This window comes from Streptomyces clavuligerus, from assembly GCF_005519465.1.
GTDB lineage: Bacteria > Actinomycetota > Actinomycetes > Streptomycetales > Streptomycetaceae > Streptomyces > Streptomyces clavuligerus.
The window spans coordinates 1,079,528-1,100,520 of sequence record NZ_CP027858.1 but is presented as its reverse complement, the minus strand read 5'-3'; the positions used below and the strand labels follow the sequence as shown (position 1 = coordinate 1,100,520).

The 20,993-nt window shown below is 72.0% G+C and carries 12 protein-coding genes and 1 pseudogene; 7 read left to right on the top strand and 6 right to left on the bottom strand.

Going from position 1 to position 20,993, the window contains the following annotated elements; genetic code table 11:
* Window positions 1–40 precede the first annotated feature (40 nt).
* Window positions 41–1,648, bottom strand: coding sequence for an AMP-binding protein (locus CRV15_RS04440; protein WP_003955597.1), 1,608 nt, complete (start codon window positions 1,646–1,648; stop codon window positions 41–43).
* Between the two features lie 154 nt (window positions 1,649–1,802).
* Here CRV15_RS04440 and CRV15_RS04435 point away from each other — a divergent pair, with 154 nt between their 5' ends.
* Together CRV15_RS04435 and CRV15_RS36575 are read left to right on the top strand one after the other, a co-directional pair.
* Entirely contained in the window at window positions 1,803–2,975 is a 1,173-nt protein-coding gene (locus CRV15_RS04435) for an acyl-CoA dehydrogenase family protein (protein ID WP_003955598.1), read from the top strand.
* Window positions 2,976–3,391: 416 nt separating this feature from the next.
* Window positions 3,392–3,778: pseudogene (locus tag CRV15_RS36575) on the top strand (RidA family protein); the annotation flags it as partial.
* 197 nt (window positions 3,779–3,975) lie between these two features.
* Here CRV15_RS36575 and CRV15_RS04425 read toward each other — a convergent pair.
* Entirely contained in the window at window positions 3,976–5,163 is a 1,188-nt protein-coding gene (locus tag CRV15_RS04425; protein ID WP_003955600.1) for a serine hydrolase domain-containing protein, read from the bottom strand.
* Window positions 5,164–5,500: 337 nt separating this feature from the next.
* Here CRV15_RS04425 and CRV15_RS04420 point away from each other — a divergent pair, with 337 nt between their 5' ends.
* Complete coding sequence (locus CRV15_RS04420) at window positions 5,501–7,042, top strand: MFS transporter (RefSeq protein WP_003955601.1); 1,542 nt, start codon at window positions 5,501–5,503, stop codon at window positions 7,040–7,042.
* A gap of 110 nt (window positions 7,043–7,152) precedes the next feature.
* Window positions 7,153–8,676 (top strand): PP2C family protein-serine/threonine phosphatase, encoded by a 1,524-nt coding sequence (locus tag CRV15_RS04415; protein ID WP_009997794.1) that lies wholly within the window; start codon window positions 7,153–7,155, stop codon window positions 8,674–8,676.
* A 13-nt stretch (window positions 8,677–8,689) separates the two neighbouring features.
* Here CRV15_RS04415 and CRV15_RS04410 read toward each other — a convergent pair whose 3' ends face one another.
* Window positions 8,690–10,219: a helix-turn-helix domain-containing protein gene (locus CRV15_RS04410; protein WP_003955603.1), complete on the bottom strand. Its 1,530-nt coding sequence runs from the start codon at window positions 10,217–10,219 to the stop codon at window positions 8,690–8,692.
* A 275-nt stretch (window positions 10,220–10,494) separates the two neighbouring features.
* Complete coding sequence (locus CRV15_RS04405) at window positions 10,495–10,767, bottom strand: hypothetical protein (RefSeq protein WP_230864176.1); 273 nt, start codon at window positions 10,765–10,767, stop codon at window positions 10,495–10,497.
* Between the two features lie 289 nt (window positions 10,768–11,056).
* On the opposite strand from CRV15_RS04405, the gene CRV15_RS37365 reads away from it, so the two are divergent.
* Window positions 11,057–12,796, top strand: coding sequence for a protein kinase domain-containing protein (locus CRV15_RS37365; RefSeq protein ID WP_009997798.1), 1,740 nt, complete (start codon window positions 11,057–11,059; stop codon window positions 12,794–12,796).
* 22 nt (window positions 12,797–12,818) lie between these two features.
* Here the strand turns inward: CRV15_RS37365 and CRV15_RS04395 are convergent, their stop codons facing one another.
* Window positions 12,819–13,298: a rhodanese-like domain-containing protein gene (locus CRV15_RS04395; protein WP_009997800.1), complete on the bottom strand. Its 480-nt coding sequence runs from the start codon at window positions 13,296–13,298 to the stop codon at window positions 12,819–12,821.
* Window positions 13,299–13,512: 214 nt separating this feature from the next.
* Here CRV15_RS04395 and CRV15_RS04390 point away from each other — a divergent pair, with 214 nt between their 5' ends.
* A complete protein-coding gene (locus CRV15_RS04390) occupies window positions 13,513–13,959 on the top strand; it encodes an Lrp/AsnC family transcriptional regulator (RefSeq protein WP_003955608.1) in 447 nt (148 codons plus the stop codon).
* A gap of 208 nt (window positions 13,960–14,167) precedes the next feature.
* Entirely contained in the window at window positions 14,168–16,894 is a 2,727-nt protein-coding gene (gene acnA, locus CRV15_RS04385) for an aconitate hydratase AcnA (RefSeq protein WP_003955609.1), read from the top strand.
* Between the two features lie 158 nt (window positions 16,895–17,052).
* Here acnA and CRV15_RS04380 read toward each other — a convergent pair whose 3' ends face one another.
* Window positions 17,053–20,919, bottom strand: coding sequence for a GH92 family glycosyl hydrolase (locus CRV15_RS04380; protein ID WP_003962189.1), 3,867 nt, complete (start codon window positions 20,917–20,919; stop codon window positions 17,053–17,055).
* Between the last annotated feature and the right edge of the window lie 74 nt (window positions 20,920–20,993).

The window sequence follows — 20,993 nt, the reverse complement described above, 5'->3', positions numbered from 1 at the left end:
CGCCGCCGTCACGCCGCGCCGCCGTCACGCCGGGTGGCCGTCACGCCGGGCGGCCCGTCCGCAGCCGGAAGCGCTGGAGCTTTCCGGTGGGTGTCCGGGGCAGCTCCCGGGTGAAGACGATCTCCCGGGGGCATTTGTACGGGCTCAGCCGCCGCCGCACCGCCACCATCAGGGCCTCCGCCGTCGCCTCCCCGGCGGGCACCCCCTCGCGCAGCACCACGTGCGCCACCACGATCTGGCCGCGCAGCGGGTCGGGACGGCCCACCACCGCCGCCTCCACCACGTCCGGGTCGCAGAGCAGGGCCTCCTCCACCTCCGGTCCCGCGATGTTGTACCCGGCCGAGACGATCATGTCGTCGGCGCGGGCGACATAGCGGAAGTAGCCGTCGGACTCCCGGACATAGGTGTCGCCCGTGATGTTCCAGCCGTCCCGTACGTACTCCCGCTGCCGGGGGTCGTCCAGATAGCGGCAGCCCACCGGGCCGCGCACCGCGAGCAGCCCCGGCATCCCGTCCGGCAGCGGCCGTCCCTGCCCGTCGACGATCCGGGCCTGCCAGCCCGGCACCGGCACCCCCGTCGTCCCCGGGCGGATGGCGTCGTCCGCCGCGGAGATGAAGATGTGCAGCAGCTCCGTCGCCCCGATGCCGTTGATGATCCTGATCCCGGTCCGCTCCCGCCAGCCGTGCCAGGTGTCCGCGGGCAGGTTCTCCCCGGCGGAGACACAGCGCCGCAGCGGGCCGAGACCGCCGTCGTCCGGCCCCGACAGCATCACCCGGTACGCGGTCGGCGCGGTGAGCAGCACCGACACCCGGTGGGCGGCGATCGCGGGCAGGAGCTGCCGGGGACCGGCCCGTTCGAGCAGCAGCGCCGCCGCGCCCACCCGCAGCGGGAAGACCACGAGCCCGCCGAGGCCGAAGGTGAAGCCCAGCGGCGCGCTCCCCGCGAAGAGGTCGTCCGGCTCCGGCCGCAGCACCTGGGCGGCGAAGGTGTCCGCGACGGCGAGCACATCGCGGTGGAAGTGCAGACAGCCCTTGGGCCTGCCGGTGGTGCCGGAGGTGAAGGCGATGAGCGCCACGTCGTCGGCCGCCGTGTCGACGGCGGGATAGACCGTCGGCCGCCCCCGGGTCAGCCGCAGCAGATCGCGGGGGGTGTCCCCGCCGTACGGGGTGATCCGCAGCCCCGGTACCCCGGCGGCCTCCAGGTCGGCGAGCGAACGCGCGTCGCACAGGGCGTGCCGCACGGCGGCGATCTCGCAGATGGCGGCCAGCTCCGGGGGCCGGTGCCGGTCCAGGACGGTCACCGCCACGGCGCCCGCCTTCATCACGGCGAGCCAACAGGCCGCGAGCCCGGGGGAGGTGGGGCCGCGCAGCAGCACCCGCTCGCCGGGCGTGACCCCCAGCGGGCCGCTGAGGACATGGGCGGTCCGGTCCACCCGTTCGCGCAGCTCGTCGTAGCTCCAGACGGTGCCGTCGGCGGCGCGCAGGGCGGGCCGGTCCCCGCCGAGGCGGGCGATGGTCCCGTCCAGGAGTTCGACCCCGCAGTTGATCCGGTCCGGTCCGGGCAGCGGGGTGATCAGCGGCCACTGGTCCGGGGGCGGGAGATGGTCCCGCGTGAAAGTGTCGAGGTGGGCCGAGGGAGTCAGCTCCATGGTGCGCCCCTTCTCGTAGGGGGTCGTAAAGGGAGCGTATCGTTACGGTGACGACAGTCAACGGTCCGCGATAGATGCCGTGCGGGCGGTCCCGGAGGCGCTCGTGGAAGCCTCCCGGGAGCCCGGGGCGGCGCCCGGAGCCCTGGGGGCACGAATGACCGTATTCTCACTCGATCCCGATCGAATCGTTTGGTGTGCCGCGCTGCGCGCCCTGGCCGCCGACACCCTCCGCCCGCTCGCGGAACGCGGTGCCCCCGGCCGGGTGAACCGTCCGCTGCTGGCCGCGCTGGGCGAGCACGGGCTGCTGCGGCGGATGTTCGCCTCGGGGGCGCTGGATCTGTGTCTGCTGCGGGAGTCGCTGGCGGAGCGGTGCACGGAGGCCGAGACCGCGCTGGCCCTCCAGGGGCTCGGCACCTTCCCCGTCCTTCAGGCGGGCACCTCCGAACAGCGCGAACGCTGGCTGCCCGGGGTGACGGACGGTACGGCCGTGGCCGCGTTCGCGCTGAGCGAGCCGGACGCCGGGTCGGACGCGGCGGCACTCGCGCTGCGGGCCGAGCCGGACCCGTCCGGGGGATGGCGGCTGTACGGCGGGAAGCGCTGGATCTCGAACGCCCCCGAGGCCGACTTCTACACCGTCTTCGCCCGCACCACCGAGGGGGCCGGGGCCCGGGGCGTGACCGCCTTCCTGGTCCCCGGCGACCGGCCCGGTCTGACGGGCGTACCGCTGGACATGCTCGCGCCGCACGCCATCGGGGCCCTGACGTTCGACGGGACGCCGGTCGGCGGGGCCGATGTCCTCGGCGCCGTGGACGGCGGGTTCGCGGTGGCGATGCGCACCCTGGACCTCTTCCGGCCGAGCGTCGGCGCCTTCGCCGTCGGTATGGCGCAGACGGCGCTGGACGCGACCCTGGAGCACACGGCCCGCCGCCGGGCGTTCGGCGGGCCGCTCGCCGAACTCCAGGCCGTGGCCCACCGGGTGGCCGAGATGGCGACCCGTACCGAGGCGGCCCGGCTGCTCGTGTACGCCGCAGCGGCGGCGTACGACGCGGGCGCCGCCGAGGTGCCCCGCCGGTCCGCGATGGCGAAGCTGTACGCGACCGAAGCGGCCCAGTACGTCGTCGACTCCGCCGTCCAACTGCACGGCGCGTGCGCGCTCCAGCGGGGCCATCCGCTGGAGCGTCTGTACCGCGAGGTGCGCGCGCCCAGGATCTACGAGGGCGCGAGCGAGGTCCAGCGCTCGATCATCGCCAGGGCGCTCTACCGGGAACGGCCGTCCGGGGCGGGTGCCCGGGGGGAGACCGCCGATCCGCAGGGGAGGGCAGGATGAGTCCGAAGCGGCGGCCGGAGCGGCCCGACCCGGGACCGGAGCGCGAGTACCGACCGGGATCGGAACGGGAGCCACGGCCTCGGTCCGCAGCGGAGCCGGAGCCGGAGCGTCAGCCGGATCAACGGCCGGAGCCCGGGCCGGAGCGTCGGCTGGCGCCGGAGCGGGAACGCCGGCCGGAGCCCGAGCCGCAACAGGAGTCGGAGTCGCGGCCGGAGCCCGGGCCGGAGCCGGAGCGTCAGCCGGATCAACGGCCGGAGCCCGGGCCGGAGCCGGAGCGGGAACGTCGGCCGGATCAACGGCCCGAGCCCGAGCCGGAGCGTCGGGCAGAGCCGGAGCGGGAGTGCCGGCCGGAGCGCCGGCCCGAGCCCGAGCCGCAGCAGGAACCGGAGGGCGAGGCGCGGCACCGCCGCCCGCAGCGCCACAACCCCGCCTCGCTCCCGCCCCCCACCGGCTTCTCGCACGCCGTCACCGCCACCGGCTCCCGGCTGGTCTTCCTCGCCGGGCAGACCGCGCTCGACCCGGCCGGGGCCGTGGTGGGGGAGAGCCTGCCGGAGCAGTTCGAGACCGCGCTGACCAACCTCCTCACCGCCCTCGCCGCGGCCGGGGGGACCCCGCGCGACCTGGCCCGGGTCACCGTCTGGACCACCGATGTCGAGGAGTACCGCGCGCACTCGGCCGAACTGGGCCGGATCTGGCGGCGGCTGGTCGGCCGGGAGTACCCCGCCATGGCGGTCATCGGGATCTCACGGCTGTGGGACCGTCAGGCGCTGGTGGAGCTGGACGGGACGGCCGTCCTGCCCTGAGCGGTCCCGGTACGAGCCGTTCCGCCCCGAGCCCCGTGTGCCCCGCGAGCCGTACGCCCCTCCCAAGCCCCAAGCCCCAAGCCCCAAGCCCTGTGATCCGTCCGCCGCGATCCGTTCCGGCACGAGCCCTGTGATCCGTTCCGCCGCGAACTCCGCGATCCGCCCCGGCCGGGTCCGGAACGGATCACGGCCGGGCCTCAGCGCTTCTTCGTCCCGCAGTACTCGGCGTCCACCACGGGCTCAAAGCCGTCCGCCCCGCCGTTGGCACTGGCCGCGAGGGTGTGCCGGCCGTCCTCGGTGGTGACGGCGTCCGCGCCCCACCCCATGATCCCGCCCGCGTGGCCCCAGAGCTTGGTGCCGCACTTCGTGGTGGTCGTGTAGAGGCCGAGGCCATAGCCCTCGATGAAGCCGTTCGGGTCGGGCAGGGTGGTCTTCATGGCGTTGAGCTGCTTCTTCGGCAGCACCTTGCCACCGAGCAGCGCACCGAAGAACCGGTTGAGATCGGCGGTCGTGGAGATCATGTCCCCGGCCGACCAGGCGACGGTCGGGGACAGCTCGGTGAGGTCGTGCAGGGTGCCGTCCGGGCCGACGCCGTACCCCCGGGCGCTCGGGCGCGGTATCCCGGTGGCGGTGCCGGGGGAGCCGGTGCCCCGCAGCTTCAGCGGCTCGGCGATCCGCTCGCGGATCTCGTCCTCGTAGCGGTTGCCGGTCACCTTCTCGACGATCATCCCGGCCACGATGTAGCCGGTGTTGGAGTACGAGAAGCGCGTCCCGGGCGCGAAGTCCTGGCCCAGTGCCATTCCGGTGCGGACGAGGTCCGCGGGGGAGTGCTGCGTGTACCGGTTCTCCAGGAAGCCGGGGAGGTTGATGTACCTGTCGTAGAAGGTCTGGTTCCGCAGGTACTCCGGCAGTCCGCTGCTGTGGTTGAGCAACTGCCGGACGGTGATCTTCCGGCCGTCGTTGCCCCCGTCCCGGATCAGCCCCGGCAGATGGCGCTCGACCGTGTCGTCCAGGCTGAGTCGGCCCTCGGCCTCCAGTTGGAGCAGCACGGTCGCCACAAAGGTCTTGGTGATACTGCCGATCCGGAAGTGTTCGTTCGCCTTCCGCGGTTTCCCAGTGGTGCGATCGGCGACGCCCGCGGTCCCCTTCCAGACCGCGCCCTGCTTCTCCGAGCGGGCCACGACCCCGACGGCCCCGGCGCGGACCAGCTCGTCCAGCGCCTGCTGGGTGTGGCTCCGCTTCCCGCTCCCCTGCTCCTGGGCCTGCCCCTGCGCCCGGCCCTGCCCCTGGCCGGGCCCCTGGTCCAGCGCCTGGGCCGGACCGGTGAGCACGGTAAACGCCACCGCAGCCGCCGTGAATCCGACCATACCTGTGCGTACCCGCATGGAACGCTCCTTTCCCTCTGGCCGGGAAGACCACGGGGCGGGGTGCGCAGTTGATCGGACCGATGCCTTCCGCCGCTTCTTGACCGGAATTCATCTCTTGGCGGGATCTGGGCGGCCCCTGGATCGACGGCCCCTGGATCGCCGGACTCGCGATCGGCGGACCCGATCGACATCGACCCCGGACATCGCCGGACTCGCGATCGACGGAACCTAGATCGACTGGTGCCACCCGAACGGCGGGTTTACGGTCGGACCGTGGGCCGACGGACCGAGGCTCCGACATGTCCCCGCGCAGGAGCGCGCGGACGAGGCCCCCGCGCACGAGGCACGATCCGCCATGTCGACCCCCCACCCCCGAGCCGCGTACACCGCGTCGGCCGCCACCCCGGCCCACCGCGGTGGCAAGGGCATCGCGCTGCTGGTCATCGCGTCCGCACAGCTCATGGTGGTCCTCGACATCACCATCGTGAACATCGCGCTCCCGCACATCCAGACGGCGCTCTCCTTCTCCACCGAGAATCTCTCCTGGGTCGTCAGCGCCTACACCCTCGCCTTCGGCGGGCTGCTCCTCCTCGGCGGGCGCGCCGGGGACATCCTCGGCCGCCGCCGGGTCTTCCTGGCCGGTGTCGGTCTCTTCGCCCTCGCCTCCCTCCTCGGCGGGCTGTCGCAGAACGGCGGTCAGCTCCTCGCGGCCCGCGCGCTCCAGGGCGCGGGCGCTGCGGTGGCCTCCCCGACCGCCCTCGCGCTGATCAGCACCATCTTCCGGGAGGGTCCCGAACGCAACCGCGCCTTCGGGGCCTTCGCGGCGGTCTCCGGCGGCGGGGGCGCCATCGGCCTGCTCGCGGGCGGCATGCTCGTCCAATGGCTGGACTGGCGCTGGGTGTTCTTCGTCAACGTCCCCATCGCGGTGCTGATCGTCGTGGCGACCCCGCGGTACATCCGGGAGACCGCACGGCACCCCGGGCACTTCGACCTGATCGGCGCGGTGACCGCCACCCTCGGCATGGTCGCCCTGGTGTACGGCTTCATCCGCGCCGCCCACGACGGCTGGCGGGACCCCGTCACCCTGGGGTCGTTCGCCGCGGCGGCCGTGCTGCTCACCGTCTTCGTCCTGGTGGAACGGCACTCCCGGCAGCCGATCACCCCGCTGCGGATGTTCGCCGACCGCAACCGGGTGGGGGCCTACGGCATCATGCTGAACCTCGCGGCGGCGATCTTCGGCATGTTCTTCTTCCTCACCCTCTTCGTCCAGGATGTGCTGCACTTCTCCCCGCTCCGGGCCGGTCTGGCCTTTCTGCCGGTCAGCGTCATCATCGTGCTGGGCGCCCAGGTGACCTCCCGGCTGGTGCCGCGCTTCGGCCCCAAGCCCTTCATGGTCTCGGGGGCGCTCTGCGCGGCGGCCGGACTGGCCTGGCTGACCCGTATCGACGCGCGCTCGACCTATACGGGCTCCGTACTCGGCCCCATGCTGGTCTTCAGCCTCGGCATGGGCATGCAGTTCATCTCCATCACCCTGACCGCGCTCTCCGGGGTGCGCGGCGAGGAGTCGGGCGCCGCCTCCGGGCTGCTCAACACCGCACAGCAGGTCGGCGGCTCGCTCGGGCTCGCCATCCTGGTGACCGTCTTCTCCACCGCGAGTGCCGGTGAGGCCCACCGCCAGCTCCTCGGCTTCCTGGTACGGGCCACCCCGGAGCAGAAGCTCGCCTTCCGGCGGACCGGGATGATGCCCCCGCCCTGGGGCGACCGGGTCCTCACCGCCGGGATCTCGGCCGCGTTCGTCGCCGCCGCCGTCTTCGCGGCGGTCGCGGCCGTGATCGCTCTGCTGGTGATCCGTGTCCGCCCCGCCGACCTGGAACGTTTCCGGGGCGGACACCGGTAGTACCGGTCATGGGGAGAAACGGGTGACAACAGAGGTCTGAGTGACCCATTCCGGTGTGCGGGGTGCGGAAGGGGCTGAGAACATCACCTGTGAGCGAGGGAGGTGTGCGCGTGTCCGCCGATGCGCCCGTGGGGGTGGGGACCCTTCCGGTGACCGGTCTGGCGATCCTCGACGCGGAGCTGGCCTATCTCTTCGCGGACGAGGTCTGGTGCCGGATCTCCGGCGAGCCGGCGAAGGGCCTGCCGGGGCGCGCCGTCGGCCCCCGCGCCCACTCGGTCGTGGGCCCGGCCGGGCTGCTGGCGGCGGTGCTCGCCGACGGACACCCCCGCACCCATGAGGCGGCGGGCAGCCGTTGCACCTGGCAGCGGCTGACCATCGGGGGGTACGGGGCGGGGCTCGCCGGACTGCTCGTCGCGACCACCCGGCCCACCGGGGGAGAGCCCGGCGCCACCGGCACCTCCGGGCGGTCCGGAACGTTCCCGTCCACGGTGGACGAGGGCCACCACTCCCGGATAGCGGAGACCGCCGACCGGATAGGGACCACCCTGGACGAGCGCACGACCTGCGAGGAACTGGTGGGCTTCCTCGCCGTCGCCGGTCCGGACGGCCACGCTCCCGCCGCCGTCGCGGTCGATCTGATCACCGACGACCCGAGGGAGCCGGGCGCCCCCCGGGTACGGCGCGCGGCCGTCACCGGCGACGGGGAACTGCTGCCCGCCCGGCCGCCCGCCGAGGTCCTGCGCGGTGAGGCCGGTGCCGACGGGCCGCGTCTCGCCCTCCCCCTGATCCACCGGGGACAGGTGCTGGGCGCGGTGCTCGTCGTCCACACCCAGGGCGCCTTCACCGCACATGAACTGCTGCTCGCGCGGTCGGCGGCCCGCCGGGCCGCCGTCGCCATCGACCACTCCCGGCTCTTCGGCCGTTCCCAGCGCACCGCGGGCGAACTCCAGCGCGCCCTGCTCACCGACCCGGGGCAGCCCCACCCCAACCTCCGGGTCGCCACCCGCTATCTGCCCTCCGGCGCCGGAACCCTCGTGGGCGGCGACTGGTTCGAGGCCGTACGGCTGCACTTCGGCCGCACCCTGCTGGTCATGGGCGATGTGATGGGCCATGGCGTGGAGGCGGCCGTCGACATGAACAGCTACCGCCGGGCCCTGCGCGACGCCGCGGCGGCCGATCTGCCGCCCCACCGCATACTGCGCCGACTCGACCAGGAGATAGCGGGTCACGCCGCCCGGCGCCCCGCGGCCTGTCTGCTCGCCCAGATGGACCCGGTCCGGGGCCTGGTCTCCCTCTCCAGCGCGGGCCATCTGCCGCCGGTGACGCTCTCCGCCTCGGGCACGGTCGAACTGGTCGACGTCCCCGTCGGACCCCCGCTCGGCACCGGCGTCGGCGGTTACGACCGTGCCCAGCGCCCGCTGGGCCCCGACGACACCCTGCTGATGTTCACCGACGGCCTGGTCGAACGCCGCGGCGAGGACATCGACGTCTCCCTCGCCCGCCTCGCCCGCCTCCGCCCGGACCCCCGCGCCCCGCTCGACACCCTGGTCGACGAGATCCTGGCCCGACTGGACGCCGCGCACGCGGAGGACGACGTCGCCGTCCTGGCCGCCAGGATCTCGTTCCCCGTCTAGCCCGCTCCGGGTCTCAGATGTCCCGGAAGATCTCGATCTGGGCACCCACCGAGTTCAGCCGCTCCGCCAGCTCCTCGTAGCCGCGGTTGATGACATACACATTGCGCAGGACCGAGGTCCCCTCCGCCGCCATCATCGCGAGCAGGACGACCACCGCGGGGCGCAGCGCGGGCGGGCACATCATCTCGGCGGCGCGCCAGCGGGTGGGGCCCTCGACCAGTACGCGGTGCGGGTCGAGGAGCTGGAGCCGGCCGCCGAGGCGGTTGAGGTCGGTGAGGTAGATGGCGCGGTTGTCGTAGACCCAGTCATGGATCAGGGTCTGGCCCTGCGCCACCGCCGCGATCGCCGCGAAGAAGGGGACGTTGTCGATGTTCAGCCCCGGGAACGGCATGGGGTGGATCTTGTCGATCGGCGCCTCCAGCTTGGAGGGGCGCACGGTCAGGTCCACCAGCCGGGTGCGGCCGTTGTCGGCGGTGTACTCGCTGGAGCGGTCGTGGTCGAGGCCCATCTCCTCCAGGACCGCCAGCTCGATCTCCAGGAACTCGATCGGGACCCGGCGGATCGTCAGCTCCGACTCGGTCACGACGGCGGCGGCCAGCAGGCTCATCGCCTCGACCGGGTCCTCGGAGGGGGAGTAGTCGACGTCGACGTCGATGTCCGGCACACCGTGCACGGTCAGTGTCGTGGTGCCGACGCCCTCGACCCGGACGCCCAGCGCCTCCAGGAAGAAGCAGAGGTCCTGGACCATGTAGTTGGACGAGGCGTTGCGGATGACGGTCACACCGTCGTGCCGGGCGGCCGCGAGCAGCGCGTTCTCGGTGACGGTGTCCCCGCGCTCGGTCAGGACGATCGGGCGGCCGGGGGCCGTCGACCGCTCCACCCGCGCGTGGTACAGGCCCTCCGTGGCGGTGATGTCCAGGCCGAAGCGGCGCAGCGCGATCATGTGCGGTTCGATCGTGCGGGTGCCGAGGTCGCAGCCGCCCGCGTAGGGCAGCTTGAACGAGTCCATCCGGTGCAGCAGCGGGCCGAGGAACATGATGATCGACCGGGTGCGGCGGGCCGCGTCCGCGTCGATGGCGTCCATGTCCAGCCGGGCGGGCGGCACGATCTCCAGGTCCACGCCCTCGTTGATCCAGCGGGTGCGGACGCCGATGGAGTTCAGCACCTCCAGGAGCCGGAAGACCTCCTCGATCCGGGCCACCCGGCGCAGCACCGTGCGCCCCTTGTTCAGCAGCGACCCGCAGAGCAGCGCCACACAGGCGTTCTTGCTCGTCTTGACGTCGATGGCGCCGGAGAGGCGACGGCCGCCGACCACCCGCAGATGCATCGGTCCGGCATAGCCGAGGGAGACGATCTCGCTGTCCAGCGCCTCACCAATGCGGGCGATCATCTCAAGGCTGATGTTCTGGTTGCCGCGCTCAATGCGGTTGACCGCGCTCTGGCTGGTGCCGAGAGCCTCCGCGAGCTGCGTTTGTGTCCAGCCACGATGCTGACGTGCATCCCTGATGAGCTTGCCGATACGTACGAGGTAGTCGTCTGCCATGGGCTTGAGGCTATCTCAGATATGAGATGAAGTGCGCGCCGGGGGTGGCGGATGGGTGAGAGTCCCCCGGTCGGGCCCGGCGGGAGGCCGCCCCTTGACGATCCGTCGGCGGATGGCGGCCGTCAAATGAAAATAGGCCAAATGATTCAAATGGACTGAATAGGTCAAACGGGGAAAGCAGGTCATGTGGGCCGGTCGAGGCCCGGCCGGACCGGCGCTCTGCGGGCGGCGGTCGGCGGCCGGGCGGGTGACCGGCTCCGGAGAGCCGTGCGACGTCAGCGGCGGAAGAGCTTCCCGTCGAACTTCGCCCAGTCGTACATCTGGTGCACGGCCTGGCCCAGGATCGGGATGCTGATGTGCTCGAACACATCCTCCAGCAGGTCGATGTCACCGGTGTTGTAGATCAGCGGTCCGGTGATGTTGATCAGGCCGATGGACGGGCGCGGGGCCGGCTGCTGCTCCTGGGCCTGCGCGACGCCGCTGGACATCACCAGCGCCGCACCCAGCATCGCCACCGTCACACCCGCACTGCGCATACGACGCTTCACGTGAACTCTCCGTTTTTTGTGGGGGGTCATCAAGGGAATTTCGGGCGCACGCCAACCACCGGCAGGAACAAGGGAAATGAGGGTGATGGTCGCCGTGGCGCCGAAGTGACCGTCAGCTTGCCACTAGGCAAAGGGCAAGTAAATAGGCTGGTCACCACTTTGTTGATCTTCCTTCTGGCCGATATGGGGGAGGTGTGTTCATCCCGTGAAGGCGGTCTGTCTCGTTGACCCCGCCACCACCCCCGGGCAAGCTGAACTGCCCCGTAGGGCAAGCGGGTTGGGGGAATGGGTGAACAGTGCGGCGCACCGTATCGGGCCGGATTCGGCTCCGGACCGCTACCGGCTGCTCCGGTCCATCGGACGCGGGGGCGAGGCCGTGCTCTATCTGGCGGAGATCGAGCTGGCCGGTGCGGTCGAACCCGTGGTGGTCAAGGTGCTCGACTCCCGTACGGCGCTCACGGCCGAGGAGTTCGACCGGCTCAGCCGGAGCTGGAGCGAACAGGCCGAACTGCTGAGATTCGTCCACCGGCCCGGAGTCGTCGGGGTGCGGGAGCACTTCCAGGGGCCGCCGATCCATCCACCGGGCGGCTCCGGTGATCTCCCCGGCCGGGCCCTGGCCCTGGTGATGAACCGGGTCGACGGCCTCGACCTGGCCGACTGGCGGGCCGGACGCACCCTCGCCGACCCGGCCGGACGGCGCGAACTCCTGCGCACCCTGGAGCAGTTGGCCGATGTGCTGGACTGGCTGCACTCCGGCCGCGCCACCCCGTCCGGCCGGGCCGTCGTCCACGGCGACCTCTCCCCGGGCAATGTGATGGTGGACGAGGACGGACAGGCCACCCTGGTCGACTTCGGGCTGAGCAAACTGACGGCCGACCACCGCACCGCCGAGATCTGGTTCACCCCCGGCTACGCCGCGCCGGAGGTCTTCGAGGGCCTGCGCACCCCGGCCACGGACCGCTACGCCTTCGGGGCGATCGCCTACTTCCTGCTCACCGGCGGGGCGCCGCCGCCGTCCCCCGGACAGCTCGCCGGAGGGCTGGCCGCGCTGCCGCGGATCGCCGGGCTCGCCCCGGCGCGCCGGGAACGCGTGGTCGCGATCGCCTCGGCCGACCCGGACCGGCGGCCCGCGAGCCTGTCGGCGTGGGTGGCGGATCTGCGGCACGGGGTGACGCCGGGCCCGGCCGCCCCCCATCCCCCGACCGTGCAGGACGCGCCGCCCCCGCCTCTGCCTCCGCCCCCGGCCCCGCCGCGCCCGGTGGCCGCCCCGCCGCCGGTCGTCCCGCCGTCACCACCGCCGCCACCGGAGCCCCGGCCCGCCGCAAAGATCCCGCCGCGCCGCCCGCCGCTGCCCCGGCCTGCCCCGCCGCCCCCGCGCCGCCGTCGCCGGGGCCCCGTCCTGGCGGCCGCGGCCGGACTGGTGCTGCTCACCGTCCTGGCCGCCGTCGGGGTCCGCTCCCTGCTCGGCGGCGGCGACGGCGGCGGGGACGACCGCGCCGCCGCGCCGTCGTCCCCCTCCCTCTCCGCGACCCTGGAGGCCCAGCTCCCCTCCCCGCGGGAATCGGTGCCCGTCCCGGACCCCGCGGTGCCCCCCGAGCAGAGGGCCGCCGACCCGCGGCCCGAACCGGACAGCGCCCCGCTCACCACGTTCAGGGTCCTCGACTCGGGCGGCGGCTCCCTGAGGGCCGGTATCGGCGCGCTCGACGCCAAGCGGTACGAGACCGCCCTGGTCTCGGGGCCCCACTACTGCTCGGGCTTCGCCGAGTACAACCTCAACAAGGAGTGGGCCGGGCTCACCCTCACGGCGGGCATCGACGACGAGTCGCCCGACCGGGCGGCCCGGCTCGTCATCACCCTGGACGAGGACAACGTCCTCCACACCGGCGAGCTGCGCCTCGGCCATCCGGAGCCCCTCGTTCTCGATGTGCGCGGAGGGCTCCGGCTGAGGATCGACTACGCGGAGACCCGCCAGGGGTACTGCTACCGGGGCGATGTGGTCCTCGGCGACCCCACCCTCACCCGCCGGTGAGCCGTTCCGCACCCCGGCCGGCTCAGCAGCCGCAGACGCCCGCCACCGGGGCGGTCAGCGGGTCGGCGGCGCGGCGCGCGGGCCCCTGTCCGGTCTCGTACCCGAAGCCCTCGCGCACCCAGTACTCGAATCCGCCGAGCATCTCCTTGACCCGGTAGCCGAGTCCGGCGAGGGCGAGCGCGGCACGGGTGGCACCGTTGCAGCCCGGCCCCCAGCAGTAGGTGACGACGGGCACCGACGGATCGAGCAGCTCCCCGGCGCGTTCGGGGATGAGCGCGGTGGGCAGGTGGACCGCGCCGGGGATGTGCCCCTGCTCCCAGGAGTCGGGGGAGCGGGAGTCGAGGAGCACGAACCCGGCGCCGCCACCGTCCCCGGCGGCGAGGGCGGTCGCGACGTCGGACACATCGGCGTGGAAGCGGAGCGAGGCGCGGAAGTGGGCGGCTGCCTCGGCGGGCGTCGCGAGGCCGCCGCGCAGCACGGGGTTCGGGGCGGTCGTGGTCACGGGGTGCCTTTCCGGAAGGCCGGGTCTCGCGGCCCGGCCGCTGGACGTCCGGGGCGGGGCTCCGCCGCCCGGCCGGCGGACCTTCCGGGACCCGGCCCTGCGGCCCGCCCGGTTGCTGTCGGGACCCGAATCTACGGTCCGGGACCGGCGCACTGAAGGCATCATCCACGGCATCTGACTGCCTTCGCCGGGGAATCCGTGCTACTTCTCGGGAATGACCACGATTTCCCTGGACGCCATCGACTGGCGCATCCTCGACGTCCTCCAGGCCGACGGCCGGGCCAGCTTCGCCGACCTCGCGCGCGCCGTCGCCATGTCGGCCAGCGCGGTCACCGAGCGGGTGCGCCGACTGGAGGAGGCCGGGGTCATCAGCGGCTACGCGGCGGTCGTGGACCCGGACAAGGTGGGGCTGACGATCCTGGCGTTCGTCCGGCTGCGCTACCCGAACGGCAACTACAGGCCCTTCCACGACCTGGTCGCGGCGATGCCGGAGATCCTGGAGGCCCACCATGTGACGGGCGACGACTGCTTCGTCATCAAGGTCGCGGCGCGTTCCATGCGCCATCTGGAGGAGGTCTCCGGCCGGATCGGAGCCCTGGGTTCCGTGACGACCAGCGTCGTGTACTCGTCCCCGCTGCCCCGGCGCGCGGTCGGCCGCTGAGCCGCCCGGCCATGCCGGAGGGCGGCCCCGCGCATGACCGGACCGCACCGATGTACTAGAGTTATCTCGACATCGAGATATCTGCCGAAGACGTGCCGCAGCCGCCCTCGGGTAAGGGTTACCTAACTAAGTCCTACCTTAGCGGATCGGCCGGGAGCCGTGGCGGCAGCATGGACGTAGTACGCGCACATTGATGAAGGAGACTGTCGTGTCGGCGAACAGCTTCGACGCCCGCAGCACGCTGCGCGTGGGCGACGAGTCTTACGAGATCTTCAAGCTGGACAAGGTCGAGGGCTCCGCACGCCTCCCGTACAGCCTGAAGGTGCTCCTGGAGAACCTGCTCCGCACCGAGGACGGCGCGAACATCACCGCCGACCACATCCGGGCGCTCGGCGGCTGGGACTCCCAGGCGCAGCCCAGCCAGGAGATCCAGTTCACGCCGGCCCGCGTGATCATGCAGGACTTCACCGGTGTCCCCTGTGTCGTGGACCTCGCGACCATGCGTGAGGCCGTGAAGGAGCTGGGCGGCGACCCGGCGAAGATCAACCCGCTGGCCCCGGCCGAGCTGGTCATCGACCACTCCGTCATCGCCGACAAGTTCGGCACGAAGGACGCCTTCGGCCAGAACGTCGAGCTGGAGTACGGCCGCAACAAGGAGCGCTACCAGTTCCTGCGCTGGGGCCAGACCGCGTTCGACGAGTTCAAGGTCGTCCCGCCCGGCACCGGCATCGTCCACCAGGTCAACATCGAGCACCTGGCCCGCACGGTCATGGTCCGGAACGGCCAGGCGTACCCGGACACCCTCGTCGGCACCGACTCGCACACCACCATGGTCAACGGCCTCGGTGTGCTCGGCTGGGGCGTCGGCGGCATCGAGGCCGAGGCCGCGATGCTCGGCCAGCCGGTCTCCATGCTCATCCCGCGTGTCGTCGGCTTCAAGCTGACCGGTGAGCTGACCCCCGGCACCACCGCCACCGACCTGGTGCTCACCATCACCGAGATGCTGCGCAAGCACGGCGTCGTCGGCAAGTTCGTCGAGTTCTACGGTGAGGGCGTGGCCGCCACCTCGCTCGCCAACCGCGCCACCATCGGCAATATGTCGCCCGAGTTCGGCTCCACCGCCGCGATCTTCCCGATCGACGGCGAGACCCTGAACTACCTGCGTCTGACGGGCCGCTCCCAGCAGCAGGTCGCGCTGGTCGAGGCGTACGCCAAGGAGCAGGGCCTCTGGCTGGACCCGACCGCCGAGCCCGACTTCTCCGAGAAGCTGGAGCTGGACCTCTCCACGGTCGTCCCCTCCATCGCCGGTCCCAAGCGCCCGCAGGACCGCATCGTCCTCGCGAACGCCGCCGAGCAGTTCGCCCTGGACGTCCGCAACTACGTCGCGGACGACGAGGAGGCGGGCAAGGAGTCCTTCCCGGCCTCGGACGCCCCGGCGAGCAGCGACGGCGTGCCCACCAAGCCGACCCTGGTGACCGCCCCCGACGGCTCCACCTACGAGATCGACCACGGCGCCGTCACCGTCGCCGCGATCACCTCCTGCACCAACACCTCCAACCCGTATGTCATGGTCGCCGCCGCCCTGGTGGCCAAGAAGGCGGTGGAGAAGGGCCTCACCCGCAAGCCGTGGGTGAAGACCACGCTCGCCCCGGGCTCCAAGGTCGTCACCGACTACTTCGACAAGGCGGGGCTCACCCCCTACCTGGACAAGGTCGGCTTCAACCTGGTCGGCTACGGCTGCACCACCTGCATCGGCAACTCCGGCCCGCTGCCGGAGGAGGTCTCCAAGGCGGTCAACGAGGCCGACCTCGCCGTGACCTCGGTGCTCTCCGGCAACCGCAACTTCGAGGGCCGGATCAACCCCGACGTCAAGATGAACTACCTGGCCTCCCCGCCGCTGGTCGTCGCCTACGCCCTCGCGGGCTCCATGAAGGTGGACATCACCCGCGAGGCGCTGGGCATCGACACCGAGGGCAACCCGGTCTACCTCAAGGACATCTGGCCCACCGAGGCCGAGGTCAACGACGTCGTGGCCAACGCCATCGGCGAGGACATGTTCGCCAAGTCCTACCAGGACGTGTTCGCCGGTGACGCCCAGTGGCAGGCGCTGCCGATCCCGACCGGCAACACCTTCGAGTGGGACACCGAGTCCACCTACGTCCGCAAGCCCCCGTACTTCGAGGGCATGGAGATGGAGCCGGCGCCGGTCCAGGACATCGCGGGCGCCCGCGTCCTGGCCAAGCTGGGCGACTCGGTCACCACCGACCACATCTCCCCGGCCGGTGCGATCAAGGCCGACACCCCGGCGGGCCAGTACCTCACGGAGCACGGCGTGGAGCGCCGCGACTTCAACTCCTACGGCTCCCGCCGAGGCAACCACGAGGTCATGATCCGCGGTACGTTCGCCAACATCCGGCTGCGGAACCAGATCGCCCCGGGCACCGAGGGCGGCTTCACCCGCGACTTCACCCAGGCCGCAACTGCTGACGCGGCTCCGGTGTCGTTCATCTACGACGCCTCCCGCAACTACATCGAGCAGGGCATCCCGCTGGTGATCCTCGCGGGCAAGGAGTACGGCTCCGGCTCCTCCCGCGACTGGGCCGCCAAGGGCACCGCGCTGCTCGGTGTGAAGGCCGTCATCGCCGAGTCCTACGAGCGCATCCACCGCTCCAACCTCATCGGCATGGGTGTGCTGCCGCTCCAGTTCCCGGAGGGCGCCTCCGCCCAGTCCCTGGGGCTGACCGGCGAGGAGACCTTCTCCTTCACCGGTGTCACCGAGCTGAACGAGGGCACCACGCCGCGCACGGTCAAGGTCACCACCGACACCGGTGTGGAGTTCGACGCGGTCGTCCGCATCGACACCCCCGGTGAGGCGGACTACTACCGCAACGGCGGCATCATGCAGTACGTCCTGCGGAACCTGATCCGCGGCTGACGCACGGCGCGCGCCGACGCACAGCACAGGGCCGCGCCTCCCGCCGTCGGGCGGGGGGCGCGGCCCTTCGCGCGTGCTCACGGACCCTGTACTCAGGACGCGCCGTGTGCTCGGCGCACCGCGTGCTCAGGGAGCGGTGTTCCGCCCCGGCCGGCGGCTCACGCGAGCAGTTCGATCTCGGCCAGCCGTGCCCCGCCGCCGCCCTCGGGCACCAGCCGGTACCGCGGATACGTCCCCGGCCGCGGCACCGAGAAGACCCGCGTCTGCCGGTCCCAGGTGAAGCGCTCCTGCGACCGCCGGTCGAGGTCCCGCCACACCGTGCCGTCCTGTGAGCCCTGGAGCACCCAGCCGGTGGGCGCGCTCGCCCGGTCCGCCGAGGTGAGGGTGTACTGGACCGCGCGCGTCCCGGCGGGCACCGGCAGCTCCACGGCCCCGGCGGTCAGCTCACCGGAGGTGGCCGAGGAGTCGTCGAACAGCTCGCCCGCGCCCGTGACGGCGTCCCGCCGGGGCTCGGGCACCCGGTCGTCCCGGGTGAGGGAGACCGGCGCCGCGCCCTTCCCCGTCCCCCAGGCGGACGGCTCGGGCCCCATCGCGAACTCCAGTGTGCCGCCGCGCGCGACGACGCCGTGCGGCAGGGCGGTGGAGTGCCATGGCTTGCCGTTCACCTTCAGCCCCTGGACATAGATGTTCCGCGCGCTGTTGCGCGGGGCCTTCACGACCAGCTCACGGCCCCCGTCCAGCTTCACCGTCACCTTCCGGAAGAGCGGCGAGCCGATCGCGTACTCCCCGCTGCCCATGACCAGGGGGTAGAAGCCCAGCGCGGAGAAGAGGTACCACGCCGACTGCTCGCCGTTGTCCTCGTCGCCGTGGTAGCCCTGCCCGATCTCGCTGCCGGTGTAGAGCCGGGACAGCACCTCGCGCACCTTCTCCTGGGTCTTCCAGGGCTGCGAGGCCGCGTTGTACATATAGGTGACGTGGTGGGCGACCTGGTTGGAGTGCCCGTACATGCCCATCCGCACATCCCGGGCCTCCGTCATCTCATGGATGACCCCGCTGTAGGAGCCCTTGAACTCCGGGGACGCGGTCTCCGGTGTGGCGAAGTAGGTGTCCAGCTTCCGGCCGAGCTCCGCCCGGCCGCCGTAGAGGTTGGCCAGGCCCCGGCTGTCCTGGGGCGCGGTGAAGGCGTACCCCCAGCCGTTGGTCTCGGTGTAGTCGTACCCCCAGATCCGCGGGTCGTACGACGCGCTCGGGACCCGCCACTGGCCCTTCGGGTCGCGGCCCTGGAAGAACCCGGCCTGCCGGTCGAAGAGGGTGACGTAGTTCCGGGCGCGCTCGGCGAAGTACTCGGCCTCCTCGCGGTAGCGCTTCTCGCCGGTCCGCTCGTACAGCGCCCGCGCCATCCGGGAGATGCCGTAGTCGTTGAGATGGCCCTCCAGGGACCAGGACAGGCCCTCATGGGTCGCGGTGGAGGCGTAGCCCGTGAACGGGGAGGTCGTCATGCCCTTGCGGCCCACGCCCGGCGCGGGCGGGACGACGGTGGCGTTCTTCAGGGCCGCTTCGTATGCCGCTTTCGCGTCAAAGCCGCGCACCCCCTTGACATAGGCGTCCGCGAACGCCACGTCCGAGCTGGTACCGGTCATCAGATCCGCGTAGCCGGGGGAGGACCAGCGGGAGATCCAGCCGCCGTCCCGGTACTGCTGGACGAAGCCCTCGATCAGCTCGCCCGCCTTCCTCGGGGTGAGGAAGGAGTACGCGGGCCAGGTGGTGCGGTAGGTGTCCCAGAAGCCGTTGTTGACGTAGACCGTGCCGTCGACGATCTTCGCACCGGTATGGGTGGGAGTGTCGGGGCCGGTCATCGGGGAGAACGGGCTCGCGTACCGGTAGCGCGGACGCTCCTTCGTCCCGGTGTTCTCGAAGCCGGAGTTCGGATAGAGGTAGAGCCGGTAGAGGCTGGAGTACAGCGTCACCCGCTGGTCCTCGGTGGCGCCCTCGACCTCGACCCGGCCGAGCAGCGCGTCCCAGGCGTCCTGGGCCCGCTCCTTGACCTCCTCGAAGGGGGTGCCCGGCGGGATCTCGTCGGCCAGGTTCTTCCGCGCCTGGTCGACGCTGATCAGGGAGGTGGCGATGCGCAGCACGACGGTGCGGTCCGCGCCCGCGTCGAAGCGGAAGTGGCCGCGCACGCCCTCGGAAGCGGAGCCGGTGACGGGGGCGTCGAAGACCCCGTGGACGAAGAGCCGGGTGGCGCCCGTGGACAGCCCGCTCCTGACGTCCGAGAAGCCGCTGAACGAGGCGCTCGCCGCGTCGAGGGTGAGTCCGCCCTGCTGGGTGACGTTGTCGAACACGACGCTCGCGTCGTCCCCGGGGTAGGTGAACCGCATCGTCGCCGCGTGGTCGGTCGGGGCCAGCTCGGCCCGCAGCCCGTTCTCGAAGGTGACGTCGTAGTAGTGCGGACGCGCGGTCTCGTTCTCGTGCCGGAACGCCAGTGCCCGCCGCTCCCGGTCGGTCTCCGGGGTGCCGGGCGCCGCCGACGGCATGAGCTGGAAGGTCTGCCGGTCGCCCATCCAGGGGCTCGGCTCATGGCTGGCGCTGAACGCCTTGACGGTGGGCAGATTGGCCGCGTTGTTGCCGCGCTGGTACTCGTAGAGCCAGTCCGTCGAGTCGGCGCGGGTGACCGGGGTCCAGAAGTTGAAGCCGTGGGGGACGGCCGTCGCGGGGAAGGTGTTGCCGCGGGAGAACCAGAACGCGGAGTTGGTGCCCCGGGTGGTGGACGCGTAGTCGGAGAGCCGCTCCGGGCGCCGCTCGGGCGGCTTCGGCCGCAGGGTGATGTCGTCGATCCAGCCCTGGAACCGCGCCGGGCCGCGCGCCGAGTCGTAGGCCACCAGAATCCGGTCCACGGTGCGGCCCGCCGCGACCTCGCCCACGAGGGAGCGGACCTGGTTCCACTGGTTGACGTAGAGCCGCTTGGCCTCGCCCTGCCCCTGGGGGCTCAGCCGCCCGCCGTGGGAGTCCCGTGCCGCCAGTTCGCTCAGCAGGGTGCCGTCGGTGAAGGCGAGATCCACCGCGACCTGGGTGGCCGCGTAGTCCCTCACGCCCTCGGCCATGGCCGGATACACCCGGTAGGACAGCTCGGTGTCCCGGCCCACCGGGAGATCGACGTCGAAGACGCGGTTGTACGAGTAACCGCGGCCCTCGGCCCGGTGGGTACCGGCGTAGCGCAGCGCCCGCAGCCCGGTGAAGCCCGCCTTCGGCTTGGCCGTGGGGGAGCCGGTGGGGCCCCGGTCCACCAGGGAGCGCATGTCGTCGGGGACGGGCGCCGAGGTGTCGCCGTTCGAGAACTGCACATCGGCGAGCTGGGTCAGGGGCGCCCCGTTGTTGCGGGTGATCTCCAGCCGGTAGTGCGCGTACGCGGGCACCTGCCCCGGCTCGCCGACGGTGAAGGTCCGGGTCTGGTGGCGCTGCTCGAACCGCTCCTCGGCGCGGGTGTCCAGAACGGTCCACTCCCGGCCGTCGGCCGAGCCCTTGAGGGTCCAGTCCCGGGGGTCCCGCTTCTCCTCGTCGTTGGCGGAGGTCAGGGCGTACGCGGAGACTCGTACCGGGGCGTCGGTGTCGAACTCGATCCAGGATGTGGCGGCGAATTCCAGCCATTTCGTGGTCGGTTCGAGGTCGACGAGATTCTCCTTCGTCTCCCCGGCGCCCTCGTGTTCCCCGCTGGCGCGGACCTCTTTCACGCGGTCGGTGACATTGCCCGGAATTCCGGTGGAGAAGCCGCCATGGACGCCGGAAGACCTTTTCTGTCCATCTGATGCGAGGTCCACGGAATTGCGCCAGTCGGGCTGTCGCTCAGTCGTTTCGAAAGAAGTGTTGAATTCCCCCGCGCGGGAGGGGAGTTCGGCGGGGCTTTCGGGAAGGGCGACGGCGGCCGACGGTGCCGTCACCGTGAGGAGCACCGCCGCCAGTGCGGCGGCCGTGCGGGCGGCGCTCCCGGTTCGTCCGGGAATCCACCGGTGTCTGAGCCTGGCCTTCACGGGGCTGTCCTCCAGGGGAAGCCGTGCCGGACAACGTTGTCAAAGTGGTGCGCAAGCTCCAGTAGGGAGGGCGG